30 protein-coding genes and 1 other RNA gene are annotated in these 23,952 nt (G+C 36.0%); 11 read left to right on the top strand and 20 right to left on the bottom strand.

The genetic code is table 11. The features are described from left to right. Nucleotides 1–184: 184 nt before the first annotated feature. A non-coding RNA gene (ssrS, locus tag NST76_RS01745) (6S RNA) lies at nt 185–377 on the top strand. Nucleotides 378–521: 144 nt separating this feature from the next. Here ssrS and NST76_RS01740 read toward each other — a convergent pair. The 3 genes from NST76_RS01740 to NST76_RS01730 are packed head-to-tail and all read right to left on the bottom strand — an operon-like array spanning nt 522 to nt 1,598. Continuing rightward, nucleotides 522–689, bottom strand: coding sequence for a hypothetical protein (locus tag NST76_RS01740; RefSeq protein WP_155273174.1), 168 nt, complete (start codon nt 687–689; stop codon nt 522–524). 27 nt (nt 690–716) lie between these two features. After that, on the bottom strand, nt 717–1,292 hold the full coding sequence (locus NST76_RS01735) for a helix-turn-helix domain-containing protein (protein WP_230593748.1): 576 nt from the start codon (nt 1,290–1,292) through the stop codon (nt 717–719). Between the two features lie 9 nt (nt 1,293–1,301). After that, nucleotides 1,302–1,598, bottom strand: a complete 297-nt coding sequence (locus tag NST76_RS01730) for a helix-turn-helix domain-containing protein (protein WP_230593749.1) — start codon at nt 1,596–1,598, stop codon at nt 1,302–1,304. Between the two features lie 195 nt (nt 1,599–1,793). Between NST76_RS01730 and NST76_RS01725 the strand changes: the two genes are divergently transcribed. After that, nucleotides 1,794–1,967, top strand: coding sequence for a hypothetical protein (locus tag NST76_RS01725; RefSeq protein ID WP_244504844.1), 174 nt, complete (start codon nt 1,794–1,796; stop codon nt 1,965–1,967). Between the two features lie 334 nt (nt 1,968–2,301). Here the strand turns inward: NST76_RS01725 and NST76_RS01720 are convergent, their stop codons facing one another. From NST76_RS01720 to NST76_RS01705, 4 genes are all read right to left on the bottom strand, one after another. Beyond that, entirely contained in the window at nt 2,302–3,120 is an 819-nt protein-coding gene (locus tag NST76_RS01720; protein ID WP_036117894.1) for a hypothetical protein, read from the bottom strand. Between the two features lie 411 nt (nt 3,121–3,531). Further along, entirely contained in the window at nt 3,532–3,687 is a 156-nt protein-coding gene (locus NST76_RS01715; RefSeq protein WP_170829845.1) for a hypothetical protein, read from the bottom strand. 156 nt (nt 3,688–3,843) lie between these two features. Further along, nucleotides 3,844–4,170 (bottom strand): N-acetylmuramoyl-L-alanine amidase, encoded by a 327-nt coding sequence (locus NST76_RS01710; protein ID WP_051891571.1) that lies wholly within the window; start codon nt 4,168–4,170, stop codon nt 3,844–3,846. Nucleotides 4,171–4,294: 124 nt separating this feature from the next. Continuing rightward, entirely contained in the window at nt 4,295–4,459 is a 165-nt protein-coding gene (locus tag NST76_RS01705; protein ID WP_155273175.1) for a phage holin family protein, read from the bottom strand. 311 nt (nt 4,460–4,770) lie between these two features. Between NST76_RS01705 and NST76_RS01700 the strand changes: the two genes are divergently transcribed. Continuing rightward, on the top strand, nt 4,771–5,229 hold the full coding sequence (locus tag NST76_RS01700; protein ID WP_058843969.1) for a hypothetical protein: 459 nt from the start codon (nt 4,771–4,773) through the stop codon (nt 5,227–5,229). 39 nt (nt 5,230–5,268) lie between these two features. Here the strand turns inward: NST76_RS01700 and ytxJ are convergent, their stop codons facing one another. From ytxJ to NST76_RS01670, 6 genes are all read right to left on the bottom strand, one after another. Then, on the bottom strand, nt 5,269–5,607 hold the full coding sequence (gene ytxJ, locus NST76_RS01695; protein ID WP_036117923.1) for a bacillithiol system redox-active protein YtxJ: 339 nt from the start codon (nt 5,605–5,607) through the stop codon (nt 5,269–5,271). Nucleotides 5,608–5,707: 100 nt separating this feature from the next. Then, the gene (locus tag NST76_RS01690; protein ID WP_058843970.1) at nt 5,708–6,121 is read right to left on the bottom strand and encodes a VOC family protein; all 414 of its coding nucleotides are present in this window, start codon (nt 6,119–6,121) and stop codon (nt 5,708–5,710) included. A gap of 72 nt (nt 6,122–6,193) precedes the next feature. Continuing rightward, complete coding sequence (locus tag NST76_RS01685) at nt 6,194–6,829, bottom strand: 3-oxoacid CoA-transferase subunit B (protein ID WP_036117929.1); 636 nt, start codon at nt 6,827–6,829, stop codon at nt 6,194–6,196. After that, nucleotides 6,829–7,536 (bottom strand): CoA transferase subunit A, encoded by a 708-nt coding sequence (locus NST76_RS01680; RefSeq protein WP_058843972.1) that lies wholly within the window; start codon nt 7,534–7,536, stop codon nt 6,829–6,831. The genes NST76_RS01685 and NST76_RS01680 overlap by 1 nt, the downstream gene beginning before the upstream one ends. Before the next feature lie 83 nt (nt 7,537–7,619). Further along, nucleotides 7,620–8,528: a LysR family transcriptional regulator gene (locus tag NST76_RS01675; protein ID WP_101966965.1), complete on the bottom strand. Its 909-nt coding sequence runs from the start codon at nt 8,526–8,528 to the stop codon at nt 7,620–7,622. A gap of 398 nt (nt 8,529–8,926) precedes the next feature. Beyond that, nucleotides 8,927–9,565, bottom strand: a complete 639-nt coding sequence (locus NST76_RS01670) for a LysE family translocator (RefSeq protein WP_342544551.1) — start codon at nt 9,563–9,565, stop codon at nt 8,927–8,929. A gap of 228 nt (nt 9,566–9,793) precedes the next feature. Between NST76_RS01670 and NST76_RS01665 the strand changes: the two genes are divergently transcribed. Continuing rightward, a complete protein-coding gene (locus NST76_RS01665; RefSeq protein WP_036117940.1) occupies nt 9,794–10,216 on the top strand; it encodes an SRPBCC domain-containing protein in 423 nt (140 codons plus the stop codon). Further along, the gene (locus NST76_RS01660; RefSeq protein ID WP_271912159.1) at nt 10,216–10,536 is read left to right on the top strand and encodes a metalloregulator ArsR/SmtB family transcription factor; all 321 of its coding nucleotides are present in this window, start codon (nt 10,216–10,218) and stop codon (nt 10,534–10,536) included. The genes NST76_RS01665 and NST76_RS01660 overlap by 1 nt, the downstream gene beginning before the upstream one ends. Before the next feature lie 40 nt (nt 10,537–10,576). On the opposite strand, the gene NST76_RS01655 is transcribed toward NST76_RS01660, so the two are convergent. The 5 genes from NST76_RS01655 to NST76_RS01635 form a co-directional block, all read right to left on the bottom strand. Continuing rightward, nucleotides 10,577–11,356: a YqhG family protein gene (locus NST76_RS01655; protein ID WP_036117946.1), complete on the bottom strand. Its 780-nt coding sequence runs from the start codon at nt 11,354–11,356 to the stop codon at nt 10,577–10,579. A 17-nt stretch (nt 11,357–11,373) separates the two neighbouring features. After that, a complete protein-coding gene (locus NST76_RS01650; RefSeq protein WP_058843977.1) occupies nt 11,374–12,888 on the bottom strand; it encodes an SNF2-related protein in 1,515 nt (504 codons plus the stop codon). Nucleotides 12,889–12,992: 104 nt separating this feature from the next. Further along, entirely contained in the window at nt 12,993–13,805 is an 813-nt protein-coding gene (locus NST76_RS01645) for an AraC family transcriptional regulator (RefSeq protein WP_342544550.1), read from the bottom strand. 80 nt (nt 13,806–13,885) lie between these two features. Beyond that, complete coding sequence (locus NST76_RS01640; RefSeq protein ID WP_036117955.1) at nt 13,886–14,935, bottom strand: NAD(P)/FAD-dependent oxidoreductase; 1,050 nt, start codon at nt 14,933–14,935, stop codon at nt 13,886–13,888. A gap of 241 nt (nt 14,936–15,176) precedes the next feature. Further along, nucleotides 15,177–16,184 carry an iron-siderophore ABC transporter substrate-binding protein gene (locus tag NST76_RS01635; protein WP_342544549.1) on the bottom strand — a complete coding sequence of 336 codons (1,008 nt, stop codon included), beginning with the start codon at nt 16,182–16,184 and terminating at the stop codon, nt 15,177–15,179. Between the two features lie 243 nt (nt 16,185–16,427). On the opposite strand from NST76_RS01635, the gene NST76_RS01630 reads away from it, so the two are divergent. The 4 genes from NST76_RS01630 (at nt 16,428) to NST76_RS01615 (ending at nt 19,673) form a co-directional block, all read left to right on the top strand. Next, nucleotides 16,428–17,015, top strand: coding sequence for a dienelactone hydrolase family protein (locus NST76_RS01630; protein ID WP_340812446.1), 588 nt, complete (start codon nt 16,428–16,430; stop codon nt 17,013–17,015). A gap of 2 nt (nt 17,016–17,017) precedes the next feature. Then, on the top strand, nt 17,018–17,974 hold the full coding sequence (locus NST76_RS01625) for a LytTR family transcriptional regulator DNA-binding domain-containing protein (RefSeq protein ID WP_036117963.1): 957 nt from the start codon (nt 17,018–17,020) through the stop codon (nt 17,972–17,974). A gap of 146 nt (nt 17,975–18,120) precedes the next feature. Further along, complete coding sequence (locus NST76_RS01620) at nt 18,121–18,969, top strand: ABC transporter ATP-binding protein (protein ID WP_036117970.1); 849 nt, start codon at nt 18,121–18,123, stop codon at nt 18,967–18,969. Next, nucleotides 18,966–19,673, top strand: coding sequence for an ABC transporter permease (locus tag NST76_RS01615; protein WP_340809709.1), 708 nt, complete (start codon nt 18,966–18,968; stop codon nt 19,671–19,673). The genes NST76_RS01620 and NST76_RS01615 overlap by 4 nt, the downstream gene beginning before the upstream one ends. Nucleotides 19,674–19,689: 16 nt before the next feature. On the opposite strand, the gene NST76_RS01610 is transcribed toward NST76_RS01615, so the two are convergent. Next, complete coding sequence (locus NST76_RS01610; protein ID WP_089933104.1) at nt 19,690–20,841, bottom strand: ATP-grasp domain-containing protein; 1,152 nt, start codon at nt 20,839–20,841, stop codon at nt 19,690–19,692. A 107-nt stretch (nt 20,842–20,948) separates the two neighbouring features. Next, nucleotides 20,949–21,539 carry a GNAT family protein gene (locus NST76_RS01605; protein WP_058843984.1) on the bottom strand — a complete coding sequence of 197 codons (591 nt, stop codon included), beginning with the start codon at nt 21,537–21,539 and terminating at the stop codon, nt 20,949–20,951. Nucleotides 21,540–21,635: 96 nt separating this feature from the next. On the opposite strand from NST76_RS01605, the gene NST76_RS01600 reads away from it, so the two are divergent. Beyond that, complete coding sequence (locus tag NST76_RS01600; protein ID WP_340809708.1) at nt 21,636–23,000, top strand: PLP-dependent aminotransferase family protein; 1,365 nt, start codon at nt 21,636–21,638, stop codon at nt 22,998–23,000. A gap of 144 nt (nt 23,001–23,144) precedes the next feature. Further along, nucleotides 23,145–23,951, top strand: a complete 807-nt coding sequence (locus NST76_RS01595) for an EcsC family protein (RefSeq protein WP_036117986.1) — start codon at nt 23,145–23,147, stop codon at nt 23,949–23,951. The last annotated feature ends 1 nt before the right edge of the window (nt 23,952 follow it).

Raw genomic sequence — 23,952 nt, 5'->3', positions numbered from 1 at the left:
TCAATCATAATAAGTAAAGACTGTTCGTATTTTCCGTTCGTATTTGTGAAAAAAATATGAAGCAGTGGCACCATTTTGAAGGTATTTCTAGATGTCGATTACACCATTTGGAACACTTGCCCATTGACTAATTTACAGTAATCATCTTACTTGCATGTTCGTCGATCATGCTTTATTATATCCATAAAGGCTGCATTGTTCGTATAATATTAAGTTTTAACCTTTAAGCTGTAAAAGGGAGTTTTATTATTGGAGTTGGAATGACGGGCCTCACACTACGGTGCATGAGGATAAGCAGGAAAACTTCTGCGAACACCCACTTTGAGGAGTGGTGGTTTAAAACTTTCTATAATAACTACGGCATACGCGGCTTTTTAGTTTGATCTTACAGCCACATGGCTTTGAAGCGACTCACCCTACTTAATTGGAGGGTGAGTTTTTTATTATCAAAATGGGCATTGTTGCAAAACTGTTGCAAAAATTAATAATAATTAACGATAATACTTAACACATATTAGTAATTACCTACACACAATATGCCCCACCTTACATGGGACAACCACAGTCTTTTTATCAATAGGTTTACTAACAATTGTGGATGCCTTTTTGAATTTCATTTCCTCATATTGGTCCTCTAAATCAAAAATCGATAATTGCCCTTGTTGCTCCATATATTCAAAATGCGTCATTTTCTATTTCCCCTTTCACCATTCAAGTCAGTTTTCTAAGTTTGGTCTACTGCATATTTCCGAACGATTAGCACGCTCATTCAGCCAATTATAGAAAGGTACTGGACGTTCTCTATTAGCTGTTTCTTCAATAGATGATGATTTCCTAAGCTTCACACTTGAACGCTCCACAGCCTTGTTATACGCTCCTGCAAATACGGCTCTCAATGTGCTTGTAACTGTCAGAACACCTTCTTTAATATCCATGACAATTTTAAATAGCACGTTCTTAACTTTTATAAAGTCAGGTGCATTTTGAACCTGAGTAGCTAATACTACTTTGTGCAATTCGTCTTTCAAGTTATCAGCTAATGGCAAACTATTCATGAAATCGAATAGCATCACCTGGTACTCGTTCATGTATTCCTTATGAGCTTCTTTTTCAGCGTGTGCATTATTATATATATTTTGTAAAGTGCTTGTTTTAAAAGATAAATGATTAAAATATTTAGATGATTGGTTTTCAGATAGTTGCGCTTCAACCTTACTCTCACAGGGTTTTTCAGCATTTCCACGTTGGGGCATTGTAAGGCAAAATAATGTAGATGCTTGCTCCTTGTCCACCTTTGCTTTTTACAGTCGTTTCTTTTTAACAATCCCTAAAGATTCCAGTTTTGATATAGCTCGATAAACTGTCTTTGTGCTGATCTCCATTGCTGCAGCAATTGTGGCAGCTTTCAAATGACAAGCTCCTGGATTCTCTAAAGCATGACTAGCGAGTTTGAAAACGATGACACGTTCTGACTCAGTTAAATCGTAATAATGAGCAGCCTTATGATTCTCTACAGCTGAATCCATATCTGCTATTGAATCAAATGTTTTGTAAGTTGCTAAGTATTCAAATGCCCTCGTTTTCACCTCGCTTTCCAATTCCGAACTTTCTAGGATCCATTGAATCAATATTGTTCGTTTTTACTTAAATGCTTTACGTAAATTATCACGTATCTCTTTTACTTCTAAATCTGTAAGCAAACTATGATACCTAATAGTCCACTTCAATCGATTTTGATACTTATGAGTATCGGTAATTGCACTATTGTTCAATTTAACAAATTAGAAAATGGCATGACAAAAGATCAAGTATTTGAAATCCTTGGTGGTGAAGGTGCCGTTATTTCTGAATCTGGAGATGTAGTTATGTACAGCTATAATGGTAAGTCTTTAGGTGCAAATGCTTCTCTTATGTTCCAAGGCAGTAAATTAATGAACAAGACTCAAATGGTATTGGAATATATGTAAATTTAAAAACAAAAAAGGGAGTACCCCTAACATTTAATAGACGTTAATTCGTTTATTTGTTAGGGCGTGCTCTCTTTTTTTGTTTTTTAAAGGAGGTGGATTATAATGTTAACTGGTATTTGGTTTAGTGTTTTATTCATATTTTGGTTTGGGCAATTTTTATCTTTAGTAATATATTGTGTTAATACTTTCATAAGAGGTAACATCAAAATAAACTGTATTAGCATTGGATACGTAATAAGTACATCATTTATTTTCACTTACATCTAAAAAAGACCAGGTACTCAATTGAGCGCCTGGTCTTTTTCGTAAGATAAATTTCAATTAATTTTAATTAATAACTAAAGCTAGCAGCATAACTTCTTATATCGACATTTGATTGATTAGGTGTAATACTTACTCCAATAGGAAGTACTGAGATACCTATTGTACCTGTAAATTTCTTATGACCATATTCGAACTTAACTGTTGCTTTACCTGAAGATGAAGACTTAATATAGAATGTTTGAGCAATAGTGCCTTCATGTGTTTGGAATTTATTTAAAGTTCCACTAAGATCAAACGAACCTGCTACTCCTAAAGATGGGTCCCACGTTGATGGTGTAGTACTACTTGACATTAACGTAGTTCCTCCTGTTGAAGTATTGTATAAAGAATATGTTGAGTTAAAACCTTGAAGTTTTCCTGATTGAGCTGGTATATAAACACCAAGACTTGATGGGAAACCAATAGCTATTTTATCTGTCAAAGCAAAAATCGGTTTATTTAACCATCTGAAGTTTGCGTGTGCATAAAATGCATTGTAACCCGAAACAGTACTATTATTCAGCTTTAACACATTACCTTTAAAACTCATATCTGCACTCGGAATATCACCAAAAGTTGTAACTTCTGATGGATCGCTTGTTACTTCATCAAAACTATAAATCTCTTCAAAACTTGTTAATATTTCAGCTTCACTATCAACTAAGAACTTTAGTTCTTCATATGGCATATTCTCAACTTCTACCTTACTAAAATTCAAGCCATATAAATAATCCTTTTCAGCATCCGTTAAAGATGATTCACCTTCTGCAGCTTCAACTTGATGATTGAATCCCAAAGTTAGTGCAAAAATGACACCTAAAAACATTAAAATACTATTTTTCTTCATTTCCATGCCTCCCTATTTTTTACAATTTTAATTATATACATATTTTATCATTTTTGGATAAATATTTTAAATTTGAATAAAAAGTACTAGTTTTTTCAGAAGTATATTAGTTTATTATAATAATACATAGATAGGGAGGTTTAGATAATGGAGGCATTCTTTTCTTTCAGCTGCTTTTTTCTTATGCCAGTATATGGGTTTTTATTTTGTTTCTATTTTATAAAATTAATAAAGAAATTAATAAAGGGACAGAATGATACAAATGTCGAAGCAAGTGTTATGACAATAATGTTTATTTTAATTATATGGAGTATCAGCTATACCGTAGCTATAGGAAATTAATTAATAGTTTTTTTATGAGGGCACTTGATGTAGTTTTTATTTTTCAGTGCCCCTCTTTTCTCTTATTTACTATTCCGCTGTAATTTTTATTCCTTCAAAATCGCCACCTGTCAACGTACCAGTATCAAATTTGTCTAGGTGTGACTTATCAATAAGCTTTTTATCTACTGCTTTTTTGAGGTAATCCCGGACTGCAGTTTTAGTTGTCTCATTTGTGAATTTCATTGTGTCATAATCCTTTTCAGTTGGTTAATCGGATTCTTTTGGTTTCATTGATTCTTCAATTCTTTTCAAGAAACTACCCCAACGATCTTCCGCTAGTATACGGTGAGGGCAATATTTGCCATTCCAGTCCTGGTGTTTCTTCACTCGTTCAATGCTCTAATCGTATTGCTTTAAAAGCTTTGCAATGTATTGAACAGCGTTTTCCTCCGCAACTCCATAACGTACACCACCACTTTTGCTGTAACAAATTTCGATGCTAATAGAAAGACGGTTGCCTTTCTTTAAAGCGTTAGGATCACTACTGCCTCCGCCATCTCCACAATGCCAAGTGTTACGGTTGAAAGGAATTGCTTGAATAACCTCTTTATCATCTAGAGCAACGTGATATGATACATAATTGTTATTTCCAATCATGTACGAAATTTTATTAGTAGCTGGTCCATCATTGGCTGTACTATGTACTGTAATAAATTGTGGTGCCATGATGAAAGGTGCCTTTAGTGAATACTTGTTTGAAGGTAAAAGAGTTTGTTTGAAATAAGTAACTCATTTAACCTCATCCTCTCCTGTTTTATCCTTCACGATTGCCAAAATGTTTTTGATAAAGTCAGGCATTGGCTGCCTCATCCCCTGCGTACTCAATGCTAGGAATCACAACGGGCAATAAGTAAATTGACCCGACCAGCATTAAATAATAAATCTTTCGTATGATTCCGTTAAAGCCTGTATGACTGTTTAAGTTTTGATTAACGACCCGAGCGAAGCGACTCATCGGGCTTCCCCTGGAAAGGACGCTGGCGGAACGGAAATCAACCTCTCGCCTTGCCAAAGGGTCTTTTTCTATTATTAACATCATCTTTTTTTATTTGTGGAGTTAAAGTTCTTTGCTTTTTTAATATACTTTCCACTTTACAAATTTCATTATAGAAAACGCCATAACCTTTTACATAATATGGAACGTTTCTTCTTTATATAATACGACTAGTTCCCCTCCTAATTTAAAAAGTCTGTACAACCTTTCCATAGCCTGTATAATTCCCTCCCATTTTGCGCATATATGGAGTAACAAGGGAGGTTAGGATATTGAAAAAAATAATTTATTTACTTGTATTCACTTCACTACTTTTAGCAGCCTGTGGAAAAAGTGCGGATCCAAAGGAAGTAGCCGTCGATCAAAACACGACCGTTGAAGATATAGTAGGTGCGATTGTGAAAAATGAATTCTCTGTAGAGGAATCTAAAGATGGTGTTGTCACAATTTCCATTCAGGATACAGATGTGACAGAGGGATCAAAAAGTCAAATGTTGAAGGATTCCACTAAAATTTTTGCTGAATTATCCAAGCTAAAAAGTGTGAAGACACCTGCTATTACTTGGTATGCTCCACTCACTGAGCCTGATGGTGATAAAACAATGACAGAGGTCTTGAATATTTATTTTAGTGAAGAGGATTATCATAAAATAGACTGGGCAAATTATCTACAGGTGGATATAGAATCTAGCGCTACGAACTTTCACGAAGATGAGGCTTTAGAGGATTAACCATTAAGATACCCCACAATCTATTGTGAGGTATCTTTTTTAAGTTGTTGTTTTTACATACTGCTTTATAGCCTCTACTAAAAGAGGTTGTTTTATCTTGTCATGCGTTGCTTGCCAAATTCCCTTCCCATCCTGCAATATTAATAGCTGTGGTGATTCATGCTTCACCTGAAGATCACCTGCAATAGCATTAGAAACCACTCTATCCATTTGGACAATCACAAGATACTTCGGCAATTTTGTTATGAGTGCTTTATATTCCTTTATAGCTGCAATACTGCTCATACATGTCATGCTAATTTTTAATACAAGACATGGCATGTGCTTTGATTGCTCTAACACCTCGCTCCAATTATCCAATGTCTTTATTCGTTGCATAGCATAACCTCCTTTATAAATCATTATATACCACAATGGGTATTTATCATCATAAAAAAACACGAGACTATATGTATAGCTCGTGCTTTGGATTCTTTAGTTAGATGCCCGCTGTATTCATTAATACAAGACGCCAGCCGTCTGGGTCTTCAATAGTTATCCCTTGCTCTGCCCAATAAGGATTTTCAGGCTCCACTTCGGGATATCCCATAAGTTCGAGACGTTCGGTAATATGACGAATGGTTTCACTATTTGGAATATAAAGTACTAAAAGGTTGTCCCTAGTTGGTGCTGGACAAGGACTTCCATCAACATGCGCTGTAAATTCTAGGTGATAGCCTACATTCGGGAGACCAATCATAATTCCATCATAGCCACGGTGTGCCGTAAAAGAGCCTATTTTCTTTAAGCCGACTCCTTCACAGTAAAAACGCTCTATTTCTTGTAATTGATCTGTTGGTCTTGCTACTCTAACCTGTGCAACTGCTAATTCATTTGTCCATTGTTGTTCCATCGTTATGCCTCCCTTTTTAAACTATTGTAGAATGAGACAGTAATGCTGGAAACAGTCCTAGGTCTGAAGTTATTATGCTAAAGCAACGCTAAACGAAGCAGCTGTCTTCTCTTTTACTTCCTCTAAAGTAACACCTTCTGCTAACTCTATTAGTTGCATGCCATCTTTAGTAAAATCAAAAACAGCTAAGTCTGTAATTAAGCGATGTACTACTCCTTTACCTGTTAAGGGGAGCTCACATTGCTTTTTAATTTTAGATTCACCGTTTTTATTTACATGCTCCATTACGACGATCACTCTTTTAGCTCCTACAACAAGGTCCATAGCGCCACCCATTCCCTTTACCATTTTCCCTGGAATCATCCAGTTTGCAAGGTCTCCTGTTTCAGATACCTCCATGCCACCTAAAATGGCAAGGTCAATATGACCGCCTCGAATCATTGCAAATGATTCTGCACTGTCAAAGAAGGATGCTCCTGGAACTGCAGTGACCGTTTCCTTCCCCGCATTAATTAAATCAGGGTCAACGGCTTCCTCTACTGGATAAGGTCCAATACCGAGAAGGCCATTTTCAGATTGTAACAGCACGTCATAATCGGCTGGAATCACATTGGCAACAAGTGTTGGGATGCCTATACCTAGATTAACATTCATCCCATTTGCTATTTCCTTTACTGCTCTGTTAACCATTTTTTGTCTTGTATCCATTACGCTTCCCCCTTTTTCACCGTTAAACGCTCGATACGCTTCTCATAATTTTCACCTACCAATACACGTTGTACAAAAACACCTGGTGTGTGAATGTGATCTGGATCTAGCTCGCCCACTTCCACAATTTCTTCAACCTCAGCAATCGTAATTTTCCCTGCCATTGCAGCCAATGGATTAAAATTACGTGATGTTTTTCTGTAGACTAAATTTCCTTGCTTATCTGCTTTCCATGCTTTGACAAGGGCAAAATCAGCCACAATGCCTTCTTCCAGAATAAATTCCTTCCCATCAAAAACCTTTACTTCCTTTCCTTCCGCAATTGGCGTTCCAACACCTGTCGCAGTATAAAATCCTGGAATTCCTGCGCCACCTGCACGTAGTCGCTCCGCAAGTGTTCCCTGAGGCGATAATTCCACTTCTAGCTCGCCACTTAAAAATTGTTGTTCAAAAATTTTATTTTCTCCTACATAGGAAGCCACCATTTTTTTTATCTGCTTATTCGCTAAGAGTAGACCTAAACCCCAATCATCTACACCGCAGTTATTACTGACAACCGTTAAATCCTTTGTGCCCTGCTGTACTAACGCTGCAATCGATTTTTCTGGTATACCACAGAGCCCAAATCCTCCTACAGCTAATGTGTCTCCATCTCTAATATCCGCAACAGCTTCCTCAAACGAACTCCATACTTTCCCATTCCCCATCTCGAAACCCCCTATAATTGCTCGCTTATTAAGAAAAATTCTACATCATTGCTATTTTACAAGTAAAGGAATTAATTTGAATACTATTTATTCCTTATTGGAATAAATCCATTTTCAGTATTTCTCCCAATCGTTTTGAGTAACTGCTTTAACGCATAAGATTGATACGTGTTTTTCTTCGTAATAATCCCTAAACGCCATGGCATATGAAATTGATGTAATGGGATCGTTCTCACATTGGCATTTGTTTGCTTCGCGGCAATTGAGAAGGGTAATAGTGTAACGCCCAAATTGGAGGATACTAATTCCAAAATCAAATCCCATTGTGAACTTTTATAGCCGACTATCGGTGTAAAGCCTACGCTTTTACATGATTTGATAATATAGTCATGGAGCGTGAACTCCTCTGCAAAGATAATAAACGTTTCGTTTTTTAAATCCTTCAAAGCTATAGAATCCTCTTTTGCCAATGGATGGGATTCATTCATAAATACAAAAAATTGATCCTCTACAAATGGCTGAACGGAAAATTTCCTTTCATCTGCTGGTAATACAACAATGCCCATATCAACATCGCCATTTTCAACTAGCATTTCTACCATTTTAGCGCCTCGTTCGACAAGCTCTAAATGCACCTCTGGGTATAGTTGATGAAATTTCCTGGCGATGTCAGGAAAAAATAATGTGCCAATTAGAGGTGGAATCCCTAATTTGATAGCGCCTGTTTTAATATTCAATAAATCATCCAATAAAATATGCAACTCTTGAACACCGTGCAATATTTTTTGTCCCTGTTGAAAGACAATACTCCCTGCGTCTGTTAGCTCTACTTTGCGAGTAGACCTGTTCAACAATTCAACTTGTAATGTTTCTTCTAATTTCTTGATACTTTTGCTTAGTGATGGCTGAGATACAAAGGACACATTTGCAGCCTTTGTAAAACTTCCCTGTTCAACCACAGCCATAAATGCTTTTAAATCCCGTAATTCCATAAACATCTTCCTCATTTATTCATATTTATTATGAAATGATATATAGAATTCCTTTTAGTAATAAATTCTCCTTCAATTCGTTTAATCCTTTACTGGATAAAGAACCCAAAGAAGAAGGGTTCCGATTAAAAGACATCTTTAAACAAGTCGATATTCCAGAAGCAACGTATCACTATCACATGAAGAACTTTTTTGGCTTACTCAAACAAGAAATGTAATAGGGAGAAGAATTAATTTCCTATGAAGCGTTAAAGAAGAAAATAGAGGAATATATCGATTACTATAATAACGATCGAATTAAGCAAAAATAGGCAGACATGAGCCTGGTAAAATACCGAACTTATGCCAGCCGATTAGCTACATAACTAAAACTCTATTTTTAAGGAGTCACTACCCATTTAATGGGCTTTTTCTAATGCCAGTTTAATACCGAATCCAATTAATACAGCACCCGTTACGCCTTCAATTATTGCCTTCGTCGATGGCTTTTTCATAAAGGCGCTAATTCGATCTAATAGATACACATAGAAGACAAACCATAACATTGTTAATGCTGTATAAATAAGACCCATTATTAAAAATGGAAAAAATGTCCCGCTCGTACCGTCTACAAATTGAGGTAGAAACGTTAGGAAAAATACAGCGACCTTTGGATTTGTCACATTTGTAAGAAACCCTTGTTTAAAGCAGGACTGCTGCGAATATTTGTGATCCATATTTGCAGCATCTTGCACTACAGGTGATTGTGTGCGAATTGTCCGTAGTGTCCATAATGTTTTGATACCTAAATAACATAAATAAACTGCACCAATGTACTTTAAAGCAGCAAATACATAGGCAGATTTCACAATAATAGCAGAAAGACCAATTACAGCAGCACATGTGTGAATTGATAAACCACAACAAGATCCTAAGATTGTCTGTAATCCTCCCTTTCTACTTACAGTCAAGGTATTCTTAGTTGCAATCGCTGTATCAGGACCAGGTAAAATAATGAGCAAAATGCACATAATTAAGAACACGGATATGTTAACCATAGTACATCTCCTTTCTATGTCAGAAAATTATAAATAATTTTAACATAAGCGATGACCTACTGAAAGATAGAAAATAATATCATCTTTTTCCATTGACATATAACCATAAGGTGTTATATATTCATAACACCTTATGGTTATATGTCACTCAACTCTGCAAACGCTTTTGGTTTGAGCAGGCTCGTACCATCAGTGTCATTTCATCAAACAATAAAGGAGTAACTATACATGACTGAAAAATTACAGGATATTGTCAAAACGATTACTTTGAATGCCCCTATTGAAAAAGTGTGGGAGACAGTCGCAACCGCTGAAAAAATTGCTTCATGGTTTATGCCAAATGATTTTCAACCAATCGAAGGACATGAATTCACTATTCAATCACCGTTTGGTCCTTCACCCTGTAAAGTAGAACGTGTCGAAGCACCATATTATTTACGTTTTGCCTGGGATCAAGATGGATGGTTCGTCACTTTTGAGCTAAAAGAGGTTGGCGATCAAACAGAATTTACGTTAACGCATGGTGGCTGGAAGGAAGCTTCTCATATTATTCCTAAAGCGAATACTGCTGCTGAAGCTATTCGGACAAAAATGGATGACGGCTGGACAATACTTATTCAGCATAAATTAAAAGAGATTGCCGAATCCTAATGACTCAATCAGCCGTAAAATATGATGTTTTTCAAGCCATTGCTGATCCCACAAGAAGGAATATTTTACAGATACTTGCCGCAAGTGATAGACCTATTTCCAATATTTCTGAGCACTTTGCTATTAGTCGAACTGCTGTCGTAAAGCATTTAAAAATATTAGAGCAGGCTGAGCTCATTTCTGCTGAAAAAAAGGGTCGAGAAAAAATCTATACTTTGCATAGTGAGCGTTTGCAGGAAATTGAAGATTGGCTTCAGTACTTCCATTTATTTTGGGACAATAAATTGGTGCAGCTTCAAAGAATGGTTGAAGAGGATTAAAGCAAAAAAGGAGCTGTCTTTATACTGGACAGCTCCACATTTAAAAGAGATAAAATACCCCCCCATTAATGATTTCAATTTTAATTTTAGATTCGTATTGCTCCTCTAATGCTTTGCGTTCAATTTCATAGCATTCAGGTTTATCCTCCACATCCTCATAAAAATAATCTAAGACTCGTTGATCTCGTTGCCAACGTTTCTGTGCTTCAATTGCCCATGAATGATCATCTTGTTCAATGATGGCTTCAACTGCTGCATGTAGTCGTTCCAGTGCTCGAAGTGGCTTAATAATATATTGCACATGAAATACATTATCTGCGGGCTCCATGTCGAATTCTGAGGTACAAATCGTTTCATGAAAGTCTTCCTTTACCACACCTGTCAATAAATTGATACCAAATGAATAAAGCATTTCTTTTGTGCGATCACAGCAATAAGAAACTTTAAAGTTAACACCTAACCAAGGTGTTAGGATGACCTGACCCATTGCACTATCCACCTTTTCAAACAGTTGAACATAGGCTCCTAATTCTTTTGTTGCTACAAATAGCTGATTTAAACGTGGTGAGCCGTAATGAATGGCCTCTCCAAATAAGTTACCAGCTATTGACGTTTGATTTGTTATGAAGGTTACTTGAGCTGGGTTTGGCTCACTATTAGTCGCTTCAATATACTGCCAATAAAATGGCCTATTCATAATCCTTTTATCAATATCCACCGTTAGTTGAACTGTTAAATAATGATCCTCTTCACCTAAAATAGCGCAGTCATTCTCGTTAAAAAATTCTTTTAAATAGTGATGGACTTGTTGCGGATACATGGTTGCCCCTCCTTACCTCATACAGATTCTTTAAAGTTTGTTAAAATCGCATCTAAATCGCCAACCACTTTCTCGAACACATCAATTTTTGTATGAAGTAACTCCAATATTTTTTCTTCAATGGTATTTTCAATCGCAAGATTATAAATATGGACGTCATGCTCCTGTCCCAAACGATGGACACGACCAATACGTTGCTCTAGCTTCATTGGATTCCATGGTAGATCATAGTTGATGACATGATGACAAAATTGAAGGTTGATTCCTTCGCCTCCTGCCTCAGTTGCGATGAGTACCTGTGCTCTCTCTTTAAAGAGATGCTTCATATAATCTCGTTTGCTTTTATTGAACTTCCCATTAAACAGGACACTCGTTATGCCATTAGTATGCAAATACCATTGTAAATAAACTTGAGTAGCCCGATACTCTGTAAAAATAATAACCTTGTCATCTGCTTGTTTTACGATTTCTAGCGTTTTCTCCGCCTTTGAATTTACTTCTAAGGCCATAAGCTTTGCTAAAATCGCTTCAAGTTCTTGTGGCTGCACATGATCATCTAGCATATTCGTTAGTGTTAATGCTGTGGCTTCCTTGCTACTACACATTTCCTTTTGTAAAGTAATTAATGAAAAGGAACCTGTATTTTCAAGGGCTCCAAGCAAATCGTAAACTTCCCTCTCTGCCTCCGTAAATGTAATCGGTACAATTTGAACACAGCGATTTGTCCATTCAATCCCTGTATCTTCTCGCCGATTTCTCACCATTACCTGATTGACCAATTCTTTTAAATAATCATCATGTTCTAAATGATGCTTACTAGCAGAGAAGGCTGACTGGAATGTATCGTAATTCCCTAAATGCCCTGGCTTTAATAAGGAAATTAAATAATACAGTTCGAACACATCGTTCTGAATAGGTGTGGCTGTTAATAATAAGCAAAACTTTTTCTTTAACCCTTGTACGAACTCATAAATTTGTGTTTTATTATTCTTTAATTTATGTGCCTCATCAATAATAATCATGTCGTAATCCTGCTCATAAATGCGCTCTTTATGGGGACTTTTTTTAGCCGTATCCATACTCATAATGAGGACATCGTAGCGCTCTATTGGACAATTTTTCTTATAGGCGATGGCCGGTATATGAAATTTTAAATTTAACTCTTCAATCCACTGATTAATGAGAGAAGCAGGTGCTAAAATTAATGCCCTTTTAACAAGGCCTCGAATAAGGTATTCCTTTAAAATTAAGCCCGCTTCAATCGTTTTACCAAGACCTACTTCATCGGCTAAAATCGCTTTTCCATTCATGCGCTCAATAACTGTTTCAGCCGCTTCTAACTGGTGTACTAATGGTTTTAAGTGCGGTAAATACTTAGTTGCTTGTAATCCCGTAAAATCAGGGATTAATTTCCTTTTCACAATATCATAGTTCATCTTATATAATGTCCAGCTCTGCCATTGTTCAAGATGATTTAATCGATTGCTAAAGCCTTCTTCCCACTCGGACGACCTTTCTATTTTCATGATCATCACCTCATGTTATTTTTTCTAGCTTAGGTTGTCCAAAAAAGGGAAAGATATGTTCTTTTTAGATGAAAAACACCTAATGAAAGTTATTTTTCACTAGGTGTTTGTTAGTTTATATGTTTACGAAATTGGCTAGGCGATAAACCTGTTATTTTTTTAAATACACGGCTAAAATAAAAGTAATCTGTGTAACCCACTTTTTCCGCAATATCTTTAACAGATAAATGAGAAGTTCTCAATAATACTTTAGATTTTTGAATACGCAAAACAGTAAGATAAACATTCGGGCTAACACCCATTTTTTTCTCAAATAGATAGGACAGTTTCCTTCTTTCCATTTTAAAATGATTCGCGATATCCATAACAGTCATATTCTTTGTATAGTTTTCTTGCATATACTCCGTAATTAACGTTATATTTTCTTTTTTATATTGATAATCCCTCATTTTAATGACTAAAATGATTTCTTCTAAAATATTAAAAAAAAGAGCTTTCGATTGAAGAAATGATAAATGACTACCCATGACATAATTTTGTATTAATTGCTGCAACAAATTCATTAATTTTAGCTGCTCTCCTACCTGTAAGGCAAAATGACGATTGTAGAGTGGAAACTTTGAATTTTCTCCGTCTGATAGTTGAAAATGAATGACAGCATACTCGAATTTAGTATCGCTTGTAATTGTTCGTTGGATAGATAAGTTTGGACCCGCATGGATAATCTGCCCTTTTTCTAATCGGTAATTTTTGCCTTCAATTTTAACATCTGCTACTCCATTGATAGGAAACATTAAACCAGCTGCATTCGTCATCGTCTTGTAATTCGTAACGACCGTTTCGGAGGAAATCTTCTCCGTAATCACATCCAAAAATGTTAATGGAGCAGTTGTGTAAAATTCTATGATTTCTTGTATATCCATTTTGAATGCTCTCCTTCACTTCATAGTATTAAGAGAAAAAGAAAGGAACACCAACAATGCATCAGTGCTCCTAAAATCGATTATTTTAAACTTTCCTGTAGTAGCTTGCGATTACGTTGTTTGAAAATATCATTATGTGAGGAAACGATACCGCCCTCAGAAGCATCAGGTTGAATATATTTCTTCGCACTATTTACTGCATGGAGTGCATCGTGGAAGGCAGCTGCAATTAAATGGATTTTACCATCATGGTGAAGAATATCACCTGCTGCATAAAGGCCCGGAATGGACGATTCACTATTAATCGAACCAGCTATAAAATAATCATTTTTACGGTCAATGGCTAACGGACTATTATCTAATAGCTCCTTATCACGTACATATCCATGACTGATGACCACTTCGTCAATAGGAATCTCTGTTACAGTGCCTGTTTCATGATTAGTTAAAGAAATCGCTTTAATCATTCCTGCTTGATCGTCTGCAATCAGTTTCGTAATTTCAGAATTGAAATGGCATTCAATAGAACTATTTGTAAGCTCTGTAATTTGAGCCTCATGTGCAGACAATGTATCTTTTCGATATGTTAAATAGACTTTGGAAGCTACTTCCATTAACTCTAATGCCCAGTCTACAGCAGTGTTACCACCACCGGAAATAATAACTGCCTTATTCTTAAATTTTTCATAGGATTTAATTGTGTAATTTAAATTAGAAACTTCAAAGCGTTCAGCGCCTTCAATTTCAATTTTTTGAGGATTCAGGATACCTCCGCCAATAGCGACAATAACCGTTTTGGAATAATGAATGTTTCCTGACTCCGCAGTGATCATAAAAATGCCATCTTCATTTTTGGCAATGGACAGCACTTTTTCATCTGTATAAATAGAAGGGTTAAACGTTAAGGCTTGCTCAACTAATTGCTTAATTAGTTGTCCCCCTGAAATAGGCGTTACACCCCCAACATCCCAAATCATTTTCTCTGGGTAAACATGAATTTTACCGCCTAGCTGTGGTTGTGATTCAATTAGCTTCGTTTTCATTTCTCGTAAACCACAGTAAAAACTAGAATATAGACCTGCGGGCCCACCACCAATGATTGTTACATCATACAATTCTTGTTCTAACAATACTTAACACACCTTTCAATTTGTCATTACCTATCTCAACAATTGGACTAACATTGCATGACAGCCCTACTGTGTATTTCTAATTGTCTAAACTACTTTGAACTTCCTCCTTAATTCCATTATACGATAATGATAATCATTATCAAATAAAATTATTACAAAACATAATAATAATACATATCCTGTCACCATTTTTTAATATTCTTAAAGAAATAGTATGCACTAGGCATACTATTTCATTTTAATCATATTTATCTTTTAACAAATCTACTACTATATCAATTCCATACATAGTTGCAATTGGTGCATCCTGTGCAAATAAAGAACGATCGACTATATAAATATTTTTATTTTTAACTGCATTGATGTTCTTCCATACCGCGCTTTCTTCATAGGATTTTAAAAATTCCTCTTCACTCATGGTAATTCCACTTTTATCAAGGAAAATAAATAGATGATCTGGGTTTAAGACTGACATCCCCTCCATACTTACTTCCTTTGTCATATCTTCTGGGTAATTTTGTGGAACTTTAATTCCTAAACCATGTTCAGGATTCGTTGGCGCAATATTTTTCCCATATATCCAAAACCCTTCTTTCGTATTTACGGATGTAAAGACTACAGTTTCTCCTTTGGCTGTAAAATTCTTCAAAGCTTCTCGGCCATCTGTGATTTTTTTGCTTACTTCTTCTAGCAGTGCCTTTCCTTGTTGCTCTTTCCCCAATACCTTTGAAATTTCCGTTACAGCTAACTCTTGATCAGTAGACATCGCTCTTTGATTTAAATACACAACAGGTGCTATGGCTGACAATTGGTCATATAGCTGATCATGAACACCTGAAGCAGCCAAAATTAAATCTGGTTTTAGTTCTAGTATTTTTTCAAGACTTGGGCTTCTAACATCCCCAATATCAGTAAATGTTTGTTCTTCCACAAAAGATTGATAGGCTTCCCATAAATTAAACATAGTATCAGCATTTGCTATACCTATTGGCTTGGTATCTAATGCTAATAGAACATCTGGGTATAATACATGCATCAAAGAAATAACACGTTTCGGCTCTTTCTCAATTATTACTTCCTTCCCTAAAGCGTCTGTATATGTTAGAGGATAAATGGACGGTTCTTCCTTTATTTCCTCTTTTTCTTTTTGGGTTTGATTCGCTACCTTCTCTTCGGCATTATTACATGCTACTAGCAAGACTGATAGTAACAAAGTGAACAGCACCATTATCCACGGCTTCTTCATTGTATGTCCTCCTTTAATTTTCTAGCAAAATAATGAGAATCATTATCAAAAAGATGATAGCAAATTCAATTTTTTGAGTACATATAATACTCGATGAACAAATTTGTGTTTTTTTATCCATAAACGTAAAAATGTCCAGCATTGTACTTTTTGAACGAGGTTATCACTGTTCATTTTAACGTTAAATATACGTTATACTTACTTTTTGATACACTATTGGAAAAAAGATAATAGAGGGCAATAATGAGGAGAAAAATTTTTATATTACATGAAATATATGGAGTTAATCATTTTATAAAAGAACAAGTCCAAACATATAGTGATGAAAACACTTCCGTTTCCTGTATTTCGCTCTATTCAGATGGTTTATCCTTTTCATATGAGCAAGAAAAGCAAGCATATGAATTTTACATGCAGACAGTTGGCTTCGATGCCCCTCTAGAGCTACTTTCTCAAAAAATACTGGAGGCATCTCAGAATTATAATGAAGTGGTATTAATTGGTTATAGCGTAGGTGCAACTTTAGCTTGGCGATTAGCCACACTCCCCCTACACCGCGTCATTTGTGTGTATGGTTCACGTATACGTCAATACTTCGATATCCTACCAGCATGTCCAACTTTAGTCGTTTTACCTAGCTATGAAAGTAGTTTTGATGTGCAAATATTAAAGAATGCACTTGGTCGCATACCGAATGTTCAGACCAAACAATATCAGGGTTTACATGGTTTTATGGACGCCTCTAACTCTAATTATTGCCAAAGGAGCTACTTGCAGGCACACAATGACATCCGAAGCTTTTTACAAGCTAGAAAATTTCAGGAGGAATAAACATGGAACAAAATATTGATATTCAGGTTGAACCCTATATTGAAGCAGGCAATGTTATTTATCCGAGCTTTCAGCTTTCTTTACAACCTGGCACTATTATCGGCATCTATACAGATATTTCAAAAATACATACATTAATGCGATGGTTTATGAACCGACATGATACATATACTCATTTTCGTGAAAGTGCGTTATATGAGCGACTTACTGCTCGTGAATATATCCAGTTTTTATTGAGACTTTTTAACCGTCCAACGAACGAAACGGAGAATCTATTAAAGCTCTTTAGCCTTACTGAACAAAAAAACACTAGAATTAGTCGGCTTTCTCATAGTGAAAAACAGCGATTAAAGTTATTGAATACGTATCTCCATCAAGCACCTATTCAAATTTTAGAAGAGCCCTTTCAAAATATAGATGAATTTTCAAAACAAAATATCCAACAATTATTAAATAGTCAAATAAAACAGCAAAAAACCATCATTTTATTATCGACCAATCTAGAAGATTTAATGATTATGAGTACAGCTATACATAGATTAGACGGAGCTGGTTTGCATGCGTTAGATGTAAAGGAGGATGAAATAGAACAATCACCTCAGCAAATTGAATCTGCACCAATTCGCATTGATAAAATCCCAACAAAGAAAAATGATAAGATTATTTTATTTAATCCACCCGAAATTGATTATATTGAAAGTGTTGAAGGTGATGTTTCTATCTATGTGGCTGGAGAAGCATATCCATGTACTTTATCGCTCAATGAGCTAGAGCAAAAATTGACACCATTCGGCTTTTTTAGAAGCCATCGTTCTTATATTGTGAATCTGCAAAAGGTTCGTGAAATCATTACATGGACACGTAACAGCTATAGTCTAGCACTCAATAGCACTGAAAAGGCTGTTGTCCCACTGTCGAAAAATAAATTAGCAGATTTAAAGGAAATACTCGGAATATAGTAGATTTCCCAGGAAATAAACGACTCCTGTCACCTTTAATATTGTTTCACTGAGGATCATTTTTCCGCCTTTCACCCGATTTATACTGTGTACCTTATGTTTGTTGCTTATAGTGTAGACATCAACAACAAACAGGAGGTTTACACATGAACACAGTGATTGATGTGCAGCACTTGAAAAAAACATTTAATAAAGAAACAGCATTGCAAGATGTTTCTTTTACAATTCAGAAAGGGGAAATATTTGGCTTTCTTGGTCCAAGTGGTTCTGGTAAAACAACTACTATTAAAATATTAACCGCACAAACAGATAAGTCGGCTGGTAATGTCCTATTATTTGGGCAACCAGCATCTGAAATGAAGCAAAGTCAAAATCGTAAACGTTTTGGTATTTTAACAGATAATAGTGGTTTGTATACAAGACTATCTATTGAAGAAAATTTATTATTTTATAGTAACTTATATCAGCTATCCCACTCTGCCGTAAAAGAGGCTTTAGATTTTGTAAACTTATATGCGGAACGTAAAAAGAAGATCAGTCAGCTTTCAAAAGGAATGATTCAACGTGTTACCCTTGCTCGTGCTATTATGCATAAGCCTGAATTATTATTTTTAGATGAGCCTACTTCTGCTTTAGACCCTGTCAATACACAGCATATTTATAATGGCTTACGAAAATTAAATGATATGGGGACAACTATTTTTTTAACCACTCATGATATGAGCGAAGCAGAGATACTTTGTGACCGTGTAGCCTTCCTTCATAAGGGAAAAATTCGAGCAATAGGTGCACCAAAGGATTTAAAACAGGAATTTGGCTCTGATTCTATTACAGTTGAACTCAAAAATGGCATGCAAGAGATTATACAAAACGGTGCACAAGATGCAGAGAAGCTTTATCAATGGATGCATTCCAACGAAGTTACAAGAATTAATACAAATGAGCCGACATTGGGTGATATTTTTATGCAAATAACAGGGAGTGATTTAGTATGAATTTTTCAATGACACGTATTCAAGCTATATTGGTGAAGGATTATAAGGAATTTTCACGTAACTATGCTGTATCGACGATGGTGCTTCTGCCGCTAATAATGGCTTATTTATATAATCAATCTGGTTCCAATAGTATTAGTATATATTTTCTACCAATCAACATGGCCTTTGCTGTAGTAACAACATATGTCCAATGTTGCTTAATTGCAGAGGAAAAAGAAAAAAACACTCTTCGCAGTCTCATGCTATCCCCAGCATCACTTGGTGATATTTTAATTGGTAAAAGCTTGTTTGTTTTAATAATTACAATTCTAGCTGAAGCTGTGACTATTTTTCTAGTTGGCTATGAGCCTGCTAATCTTTTCATCATAGTAATAGCATTATTACTTTCAGCTTTGTTTTATATTGCATTAGGTACAATATGTGGTTTATTTGCTAAATCCATTATGGAGGCATCCATCATTGTGTTGCCTGTAATGTTAATCTTCTCTTTCGGTCCTTTTGCTCTAGCTTTATCTTCTGTCAACCCAATCTTAAAAATAGCAGAATGGTTGCCTAGCTCACAATTATTACTTTTAGCAGAGGCATTAGAAGGTTCGTATTCCATGCCAGATGTGGTCATTCCTATGTTGACAATCATTGTATGGACACTTGTTTCTTGGTTTTTCGCAGCAGTTATCTATAAAAAAAGAATGGTCGATTAATGACCATTCTTTTTAACTATAATAATTCCTTCTCTAGCTTTTCAATCTCATCTAGCGTTTCAGCGTACCATATGCCGACAAATCTAGAGGCAACGGGCTCATCAAAGTAATCCCCATCATAGAAAGATAACGGAAATAATGCTTCCTGTTCTATACATTGCTTAATTGTTTGAAAGAAGTGATCATTCTGTTGCGGATCTTGTGCAGCATAGGAAGCAAATTTATTAATGGGCTTTCCTAAAGCATCATGAAACATCAGCATAGAGGTAGAACCATTCTGACGGAAATTTAAGTCAATGGCTTGAACATCACCAGCCTCTGTCACAATTAAATCAAAGCCTGCCACACCAACAAAACCTTCCTCCACACCACGCTTCATTATATGTTTTCCTGCCTCAATTACTTTTTCAGGTACTTTATCTACTATGATATTTCCTTCATAAATGCCGTTGTCATCTGTTATTTGCTGTGAAGCTCCTAAGTATTGAATCCCTAGCTCCTCACAGTAAATAAATTGACAGCTATAATTGTGCTTTGTTTGTAAAAGTTCTTCAATAATGATACTGTCAGTGCCAGTCATTCGAAATTGGCGTATACCTTCTGTCAGCTCTTCTTTATTATGGCAAATGATGACACCATATCCTCCCGATGTTGGGGAATCATCTCCAGGCTTTAGTACAACAGGTGGCTGCCAATTTTTTATGGCATCAGAGAGTCTATAGGTTTCTACATTTAAACGACTTGGAATGAATTTACTATCAATTAAATGATCGATATATGCTTTTGTATTCAGCTCATTAAACTTTTCGGCATCCATCCAATAGCATTGACGATCCATATGCTCTAAGTCATGTATATACTGACAAACAATTGTCTTCCCTTCCTCACACCAAGATTGGATCTGTGCCAGATATTCTTCCTGTGTGTCATAGCTATACGGCTGTTCCATCCAAGGTAACCCTGCTAATTGATGAAGCTCCTGGGCTTTTTCTGTTTGTGTGGCTCGGTGTACTAATACGGGGATATCAGCAATAGCTACTTCTCTAGAGGTTAAAGCATCCAGCTTATGAGGTTCGTCCATCATCCACGGATTATCACTATACGGCGTTCTTGGCGTATATACAGCATTATCACCATAAATTTGTCTTAAAGTATATTTTGGTTTCAAGTAGATTACCCTCTTTCAAGTTTTAAGTACTCTACCCTTCCCATTACTTTTTGACACTTTTTATAAGAAAAAGTGGTTTTCTAGATTAAAAAAAATCCATTTTATTCCTAATTATAACCAAATTGCACTAATAGCTCTTCTAAATGTTTTTTCACCTTTGACCATTCTTCAATCGTGATACTATACATCACAGTATGCCGCGTTGTTCCATCCTTGCGAATCATATGATTACGCAATATTCCTTCCTTTGTGGCACCTATACGCTCAATGGCCTTTTGAGAACGAATATTTTCATGATCCGTTTTTATTTGAACTCGCTTTAAATGAAGCTGTTCAAAACAATATTGCAGTAATAAATATTTACAATTCGTATTTATAGCTGTACGCCAGTATGCAGGAGTCAGCCATGTATTGCCTATTTCTAGTCGCTGATGCTTATCATCAATATCCATAAACCTAGTTGAACCTATAATATCTCCTGATTTTTTATCCACAATTACAAACGGGAATTCTGTTTTTCCGCTTCTTGTTATTAATGCGTTTTCCACAAAGTTATTCACATCCTCCTTTTTCTTGATCGTTGTGGACATATGTGACCAAATTTCTGGATAACGCCCAGCCTCTATTATTCCCGGTAAATCGTTTAACTCTAAAGGCTTTAGTTTAACCACATCATTTTCTAATGCAATAAATTCCATTACAGCTCACTCCTTTTTTACTTATTTAACGATAAAATTGATATGATAGATATAACCAATTACTAAAAAACCGACCATACCAAAGGAGGCATTTTTGTGGAGCTTTCCATTTCATTTACAGGGGATTCAGCGAAATATATACAAATCTACGAAGAAATAAAACACGCTATTATAACGAAAAAAATACACGCACATACGCAACTGCCTTCTAAACGAGCTCTTGCTCAAACATTGGATGTGAGCGTGCACACCATCAAGGAAGCATACGAACAATTACTTGCGGAAGGCTATATTTATAGCAAAGAAAGATCTGGTTATTATATCGCTCCCTTTGAATTTGATTGGCTACAGCAAGAACAGCCACCTGTTTTTACTCCTAGTATCAGTAACGCAAATGACATTCAATTCGACTTTACGAATGGACATGTGGATAACGAAGCTTTTCCTTATGCTGTTTGGCACAAGCTAATTAAAAAGCATTTTAATAGCAACAACTTATCAACAAGCCCCTGGGAAGGAGAGGCAACTTTACGCACAGAGATTGCTCGCTATGTAGAACGTTCGCGTGGGGTTGTTTGTGCTGCATCACAAGTGTTTGTCTATAGTGGTACACAAAGCCAGCTTCAAGCTCTCTGTCATTTTCTTGGTGGCACGACTCGCGTTGGCTTAGAGGAACCAGGGTTTAAACGAGTACGTGCCGTTTTACAGCAATGTGGATTATCTACAGAAGCGATTCCTGTGGATAATTCAGGGGTTACACTTCCTCCAACAACAATTCACATGTTATACACAACACCAGCTCATCAATTTCCTTTAGGCATGATTATGACGATGGAAAGAAGAGCGGCATTGTTACAATGGGCTAACTCGAACGAGGCTCTTATTATAGAAGATGATTATGATTCTGAATATCGTTATAAAGGGCTACCAATCCCTTCTTTAGCAAAAATGGATCAGCTTCAACGAGTCATCTATTTCGGAACATTCTCGAAAACATTGCTTCCATCATTACGTATTAGTTATATGATTCTACCAAAATCCCTAGTCATACCGTTTATGACTTTTCATCAAGATCAAAAATCAGTTGTCTCCAAAGTAGACCAGCTTGTTTTAGCAGATTTTCTTGCACAAGGGCAATTCGATAAGCATTTGGCAAAAATGCGGACGATTTATCGTAAAAAACAGCAGGCATTACTGGCTGCCATCTCTACACATTTTTCAAATGAATTTCAAGTGATCGGTGAAAAATCTGGGCTCCATCTTGTCATAAAGCTACCTCCATATCTTGCCGAAAATAGAGCAATCCAGCTAGCTCAAGAGGTAGGAATTCAAGTCTATCCATGCTCTACCTCCTATCAAAATGGTACGATTGACGCGAAGGTCATTATTGGCTATGGTGGACTGACACTTCAGCAAATTAATGACGGCATTGCACTCCTTGCTTCTGTTTGGCAATCATGATGAATTCATTAGTTTGTCTAAATCTTCATTGAATAGAGCGAAACCTTATAAAAATTTTTTCGTATATCAATTACGACACGCTGAAAATAAACATTGGCTGAATCAAGTTCAAATGATATGGACAAATAAGGGGATTAGATAATAATGGAGAAACGCGAGCAATTAGAACAGTATTTGCAAGAGATTCAATTGTGGGAGAAGGATCAAAAGGATTTATGGTTTTGGGAGAAATTAGGGAGAATACCTTTTAAGATATTAGATAAAATGACGCCTGCCTTTATTCAAAATAAAATTGCTTTATTAGTTGATGAATTAGGCAATTATATTCAATCGGGCGGGAAATATTTAATTAATGAACAAGCCATACTTCAAAAAATCCGCAACCATTCTTCTACACAGCATATTTTGACGATTGCTGATATTGGGCAAATTCCTTTAGAGGACATGATTGCTCTCAGTGATAAATTACAAAATGAACGTGTAAAATTTGCTACGGTACAAGGGGCCTCTACTGGCTTCGGAGGCATTTTTACTTTAGCTATTGATATTCCAGTTATTTTAGGAACTGCTTTAAAAACATTACAGGAAATAGCGATGATTCATGGCTATGATCCGAATGATAAGATGGAGCGTGTTTTCATAGTGAAATGTCTACAATTTACTTCTGCTGATATTGTTGGTAAAGAAGCCATTTTGCAGGAACTTTCAACTATGAATAGCTCGAAAAAGGCTTCTGATAATATGATTTCACAGCTCCAAGGATGGCAGGAAGTATTTTACACCTATCGAGATCAGCTTGGCTGGAAAAAGCTGTTTCAAATGATTCCTATTGCTGGAATGGTCTTTGGAGCCTATGCCAATAAAGGAATGATTCAGGATGTCGCTGAAACGGGCATGATGCTTTACCGAAAAAGACGTATATATGAAAAACTAAATGAATTAGAACATTAAT

Origin of the sequence: Lysinibacillus sp. FSL W7-1291, assembly GCF_038593415.1 — a bacterium.
GTDB classification, from domain to species: Bacteria; Bacillota; Bacilli; order Bacillales_A; family Planococcaceae; genus Lysinibacillus; species Lysinibacillus fusiformis_D.
The sequence above is the reverse complement of the archived record's forward strand: the minus strand, read 5'-3'. Positions and strand labels throughout refer to the sequence as shown.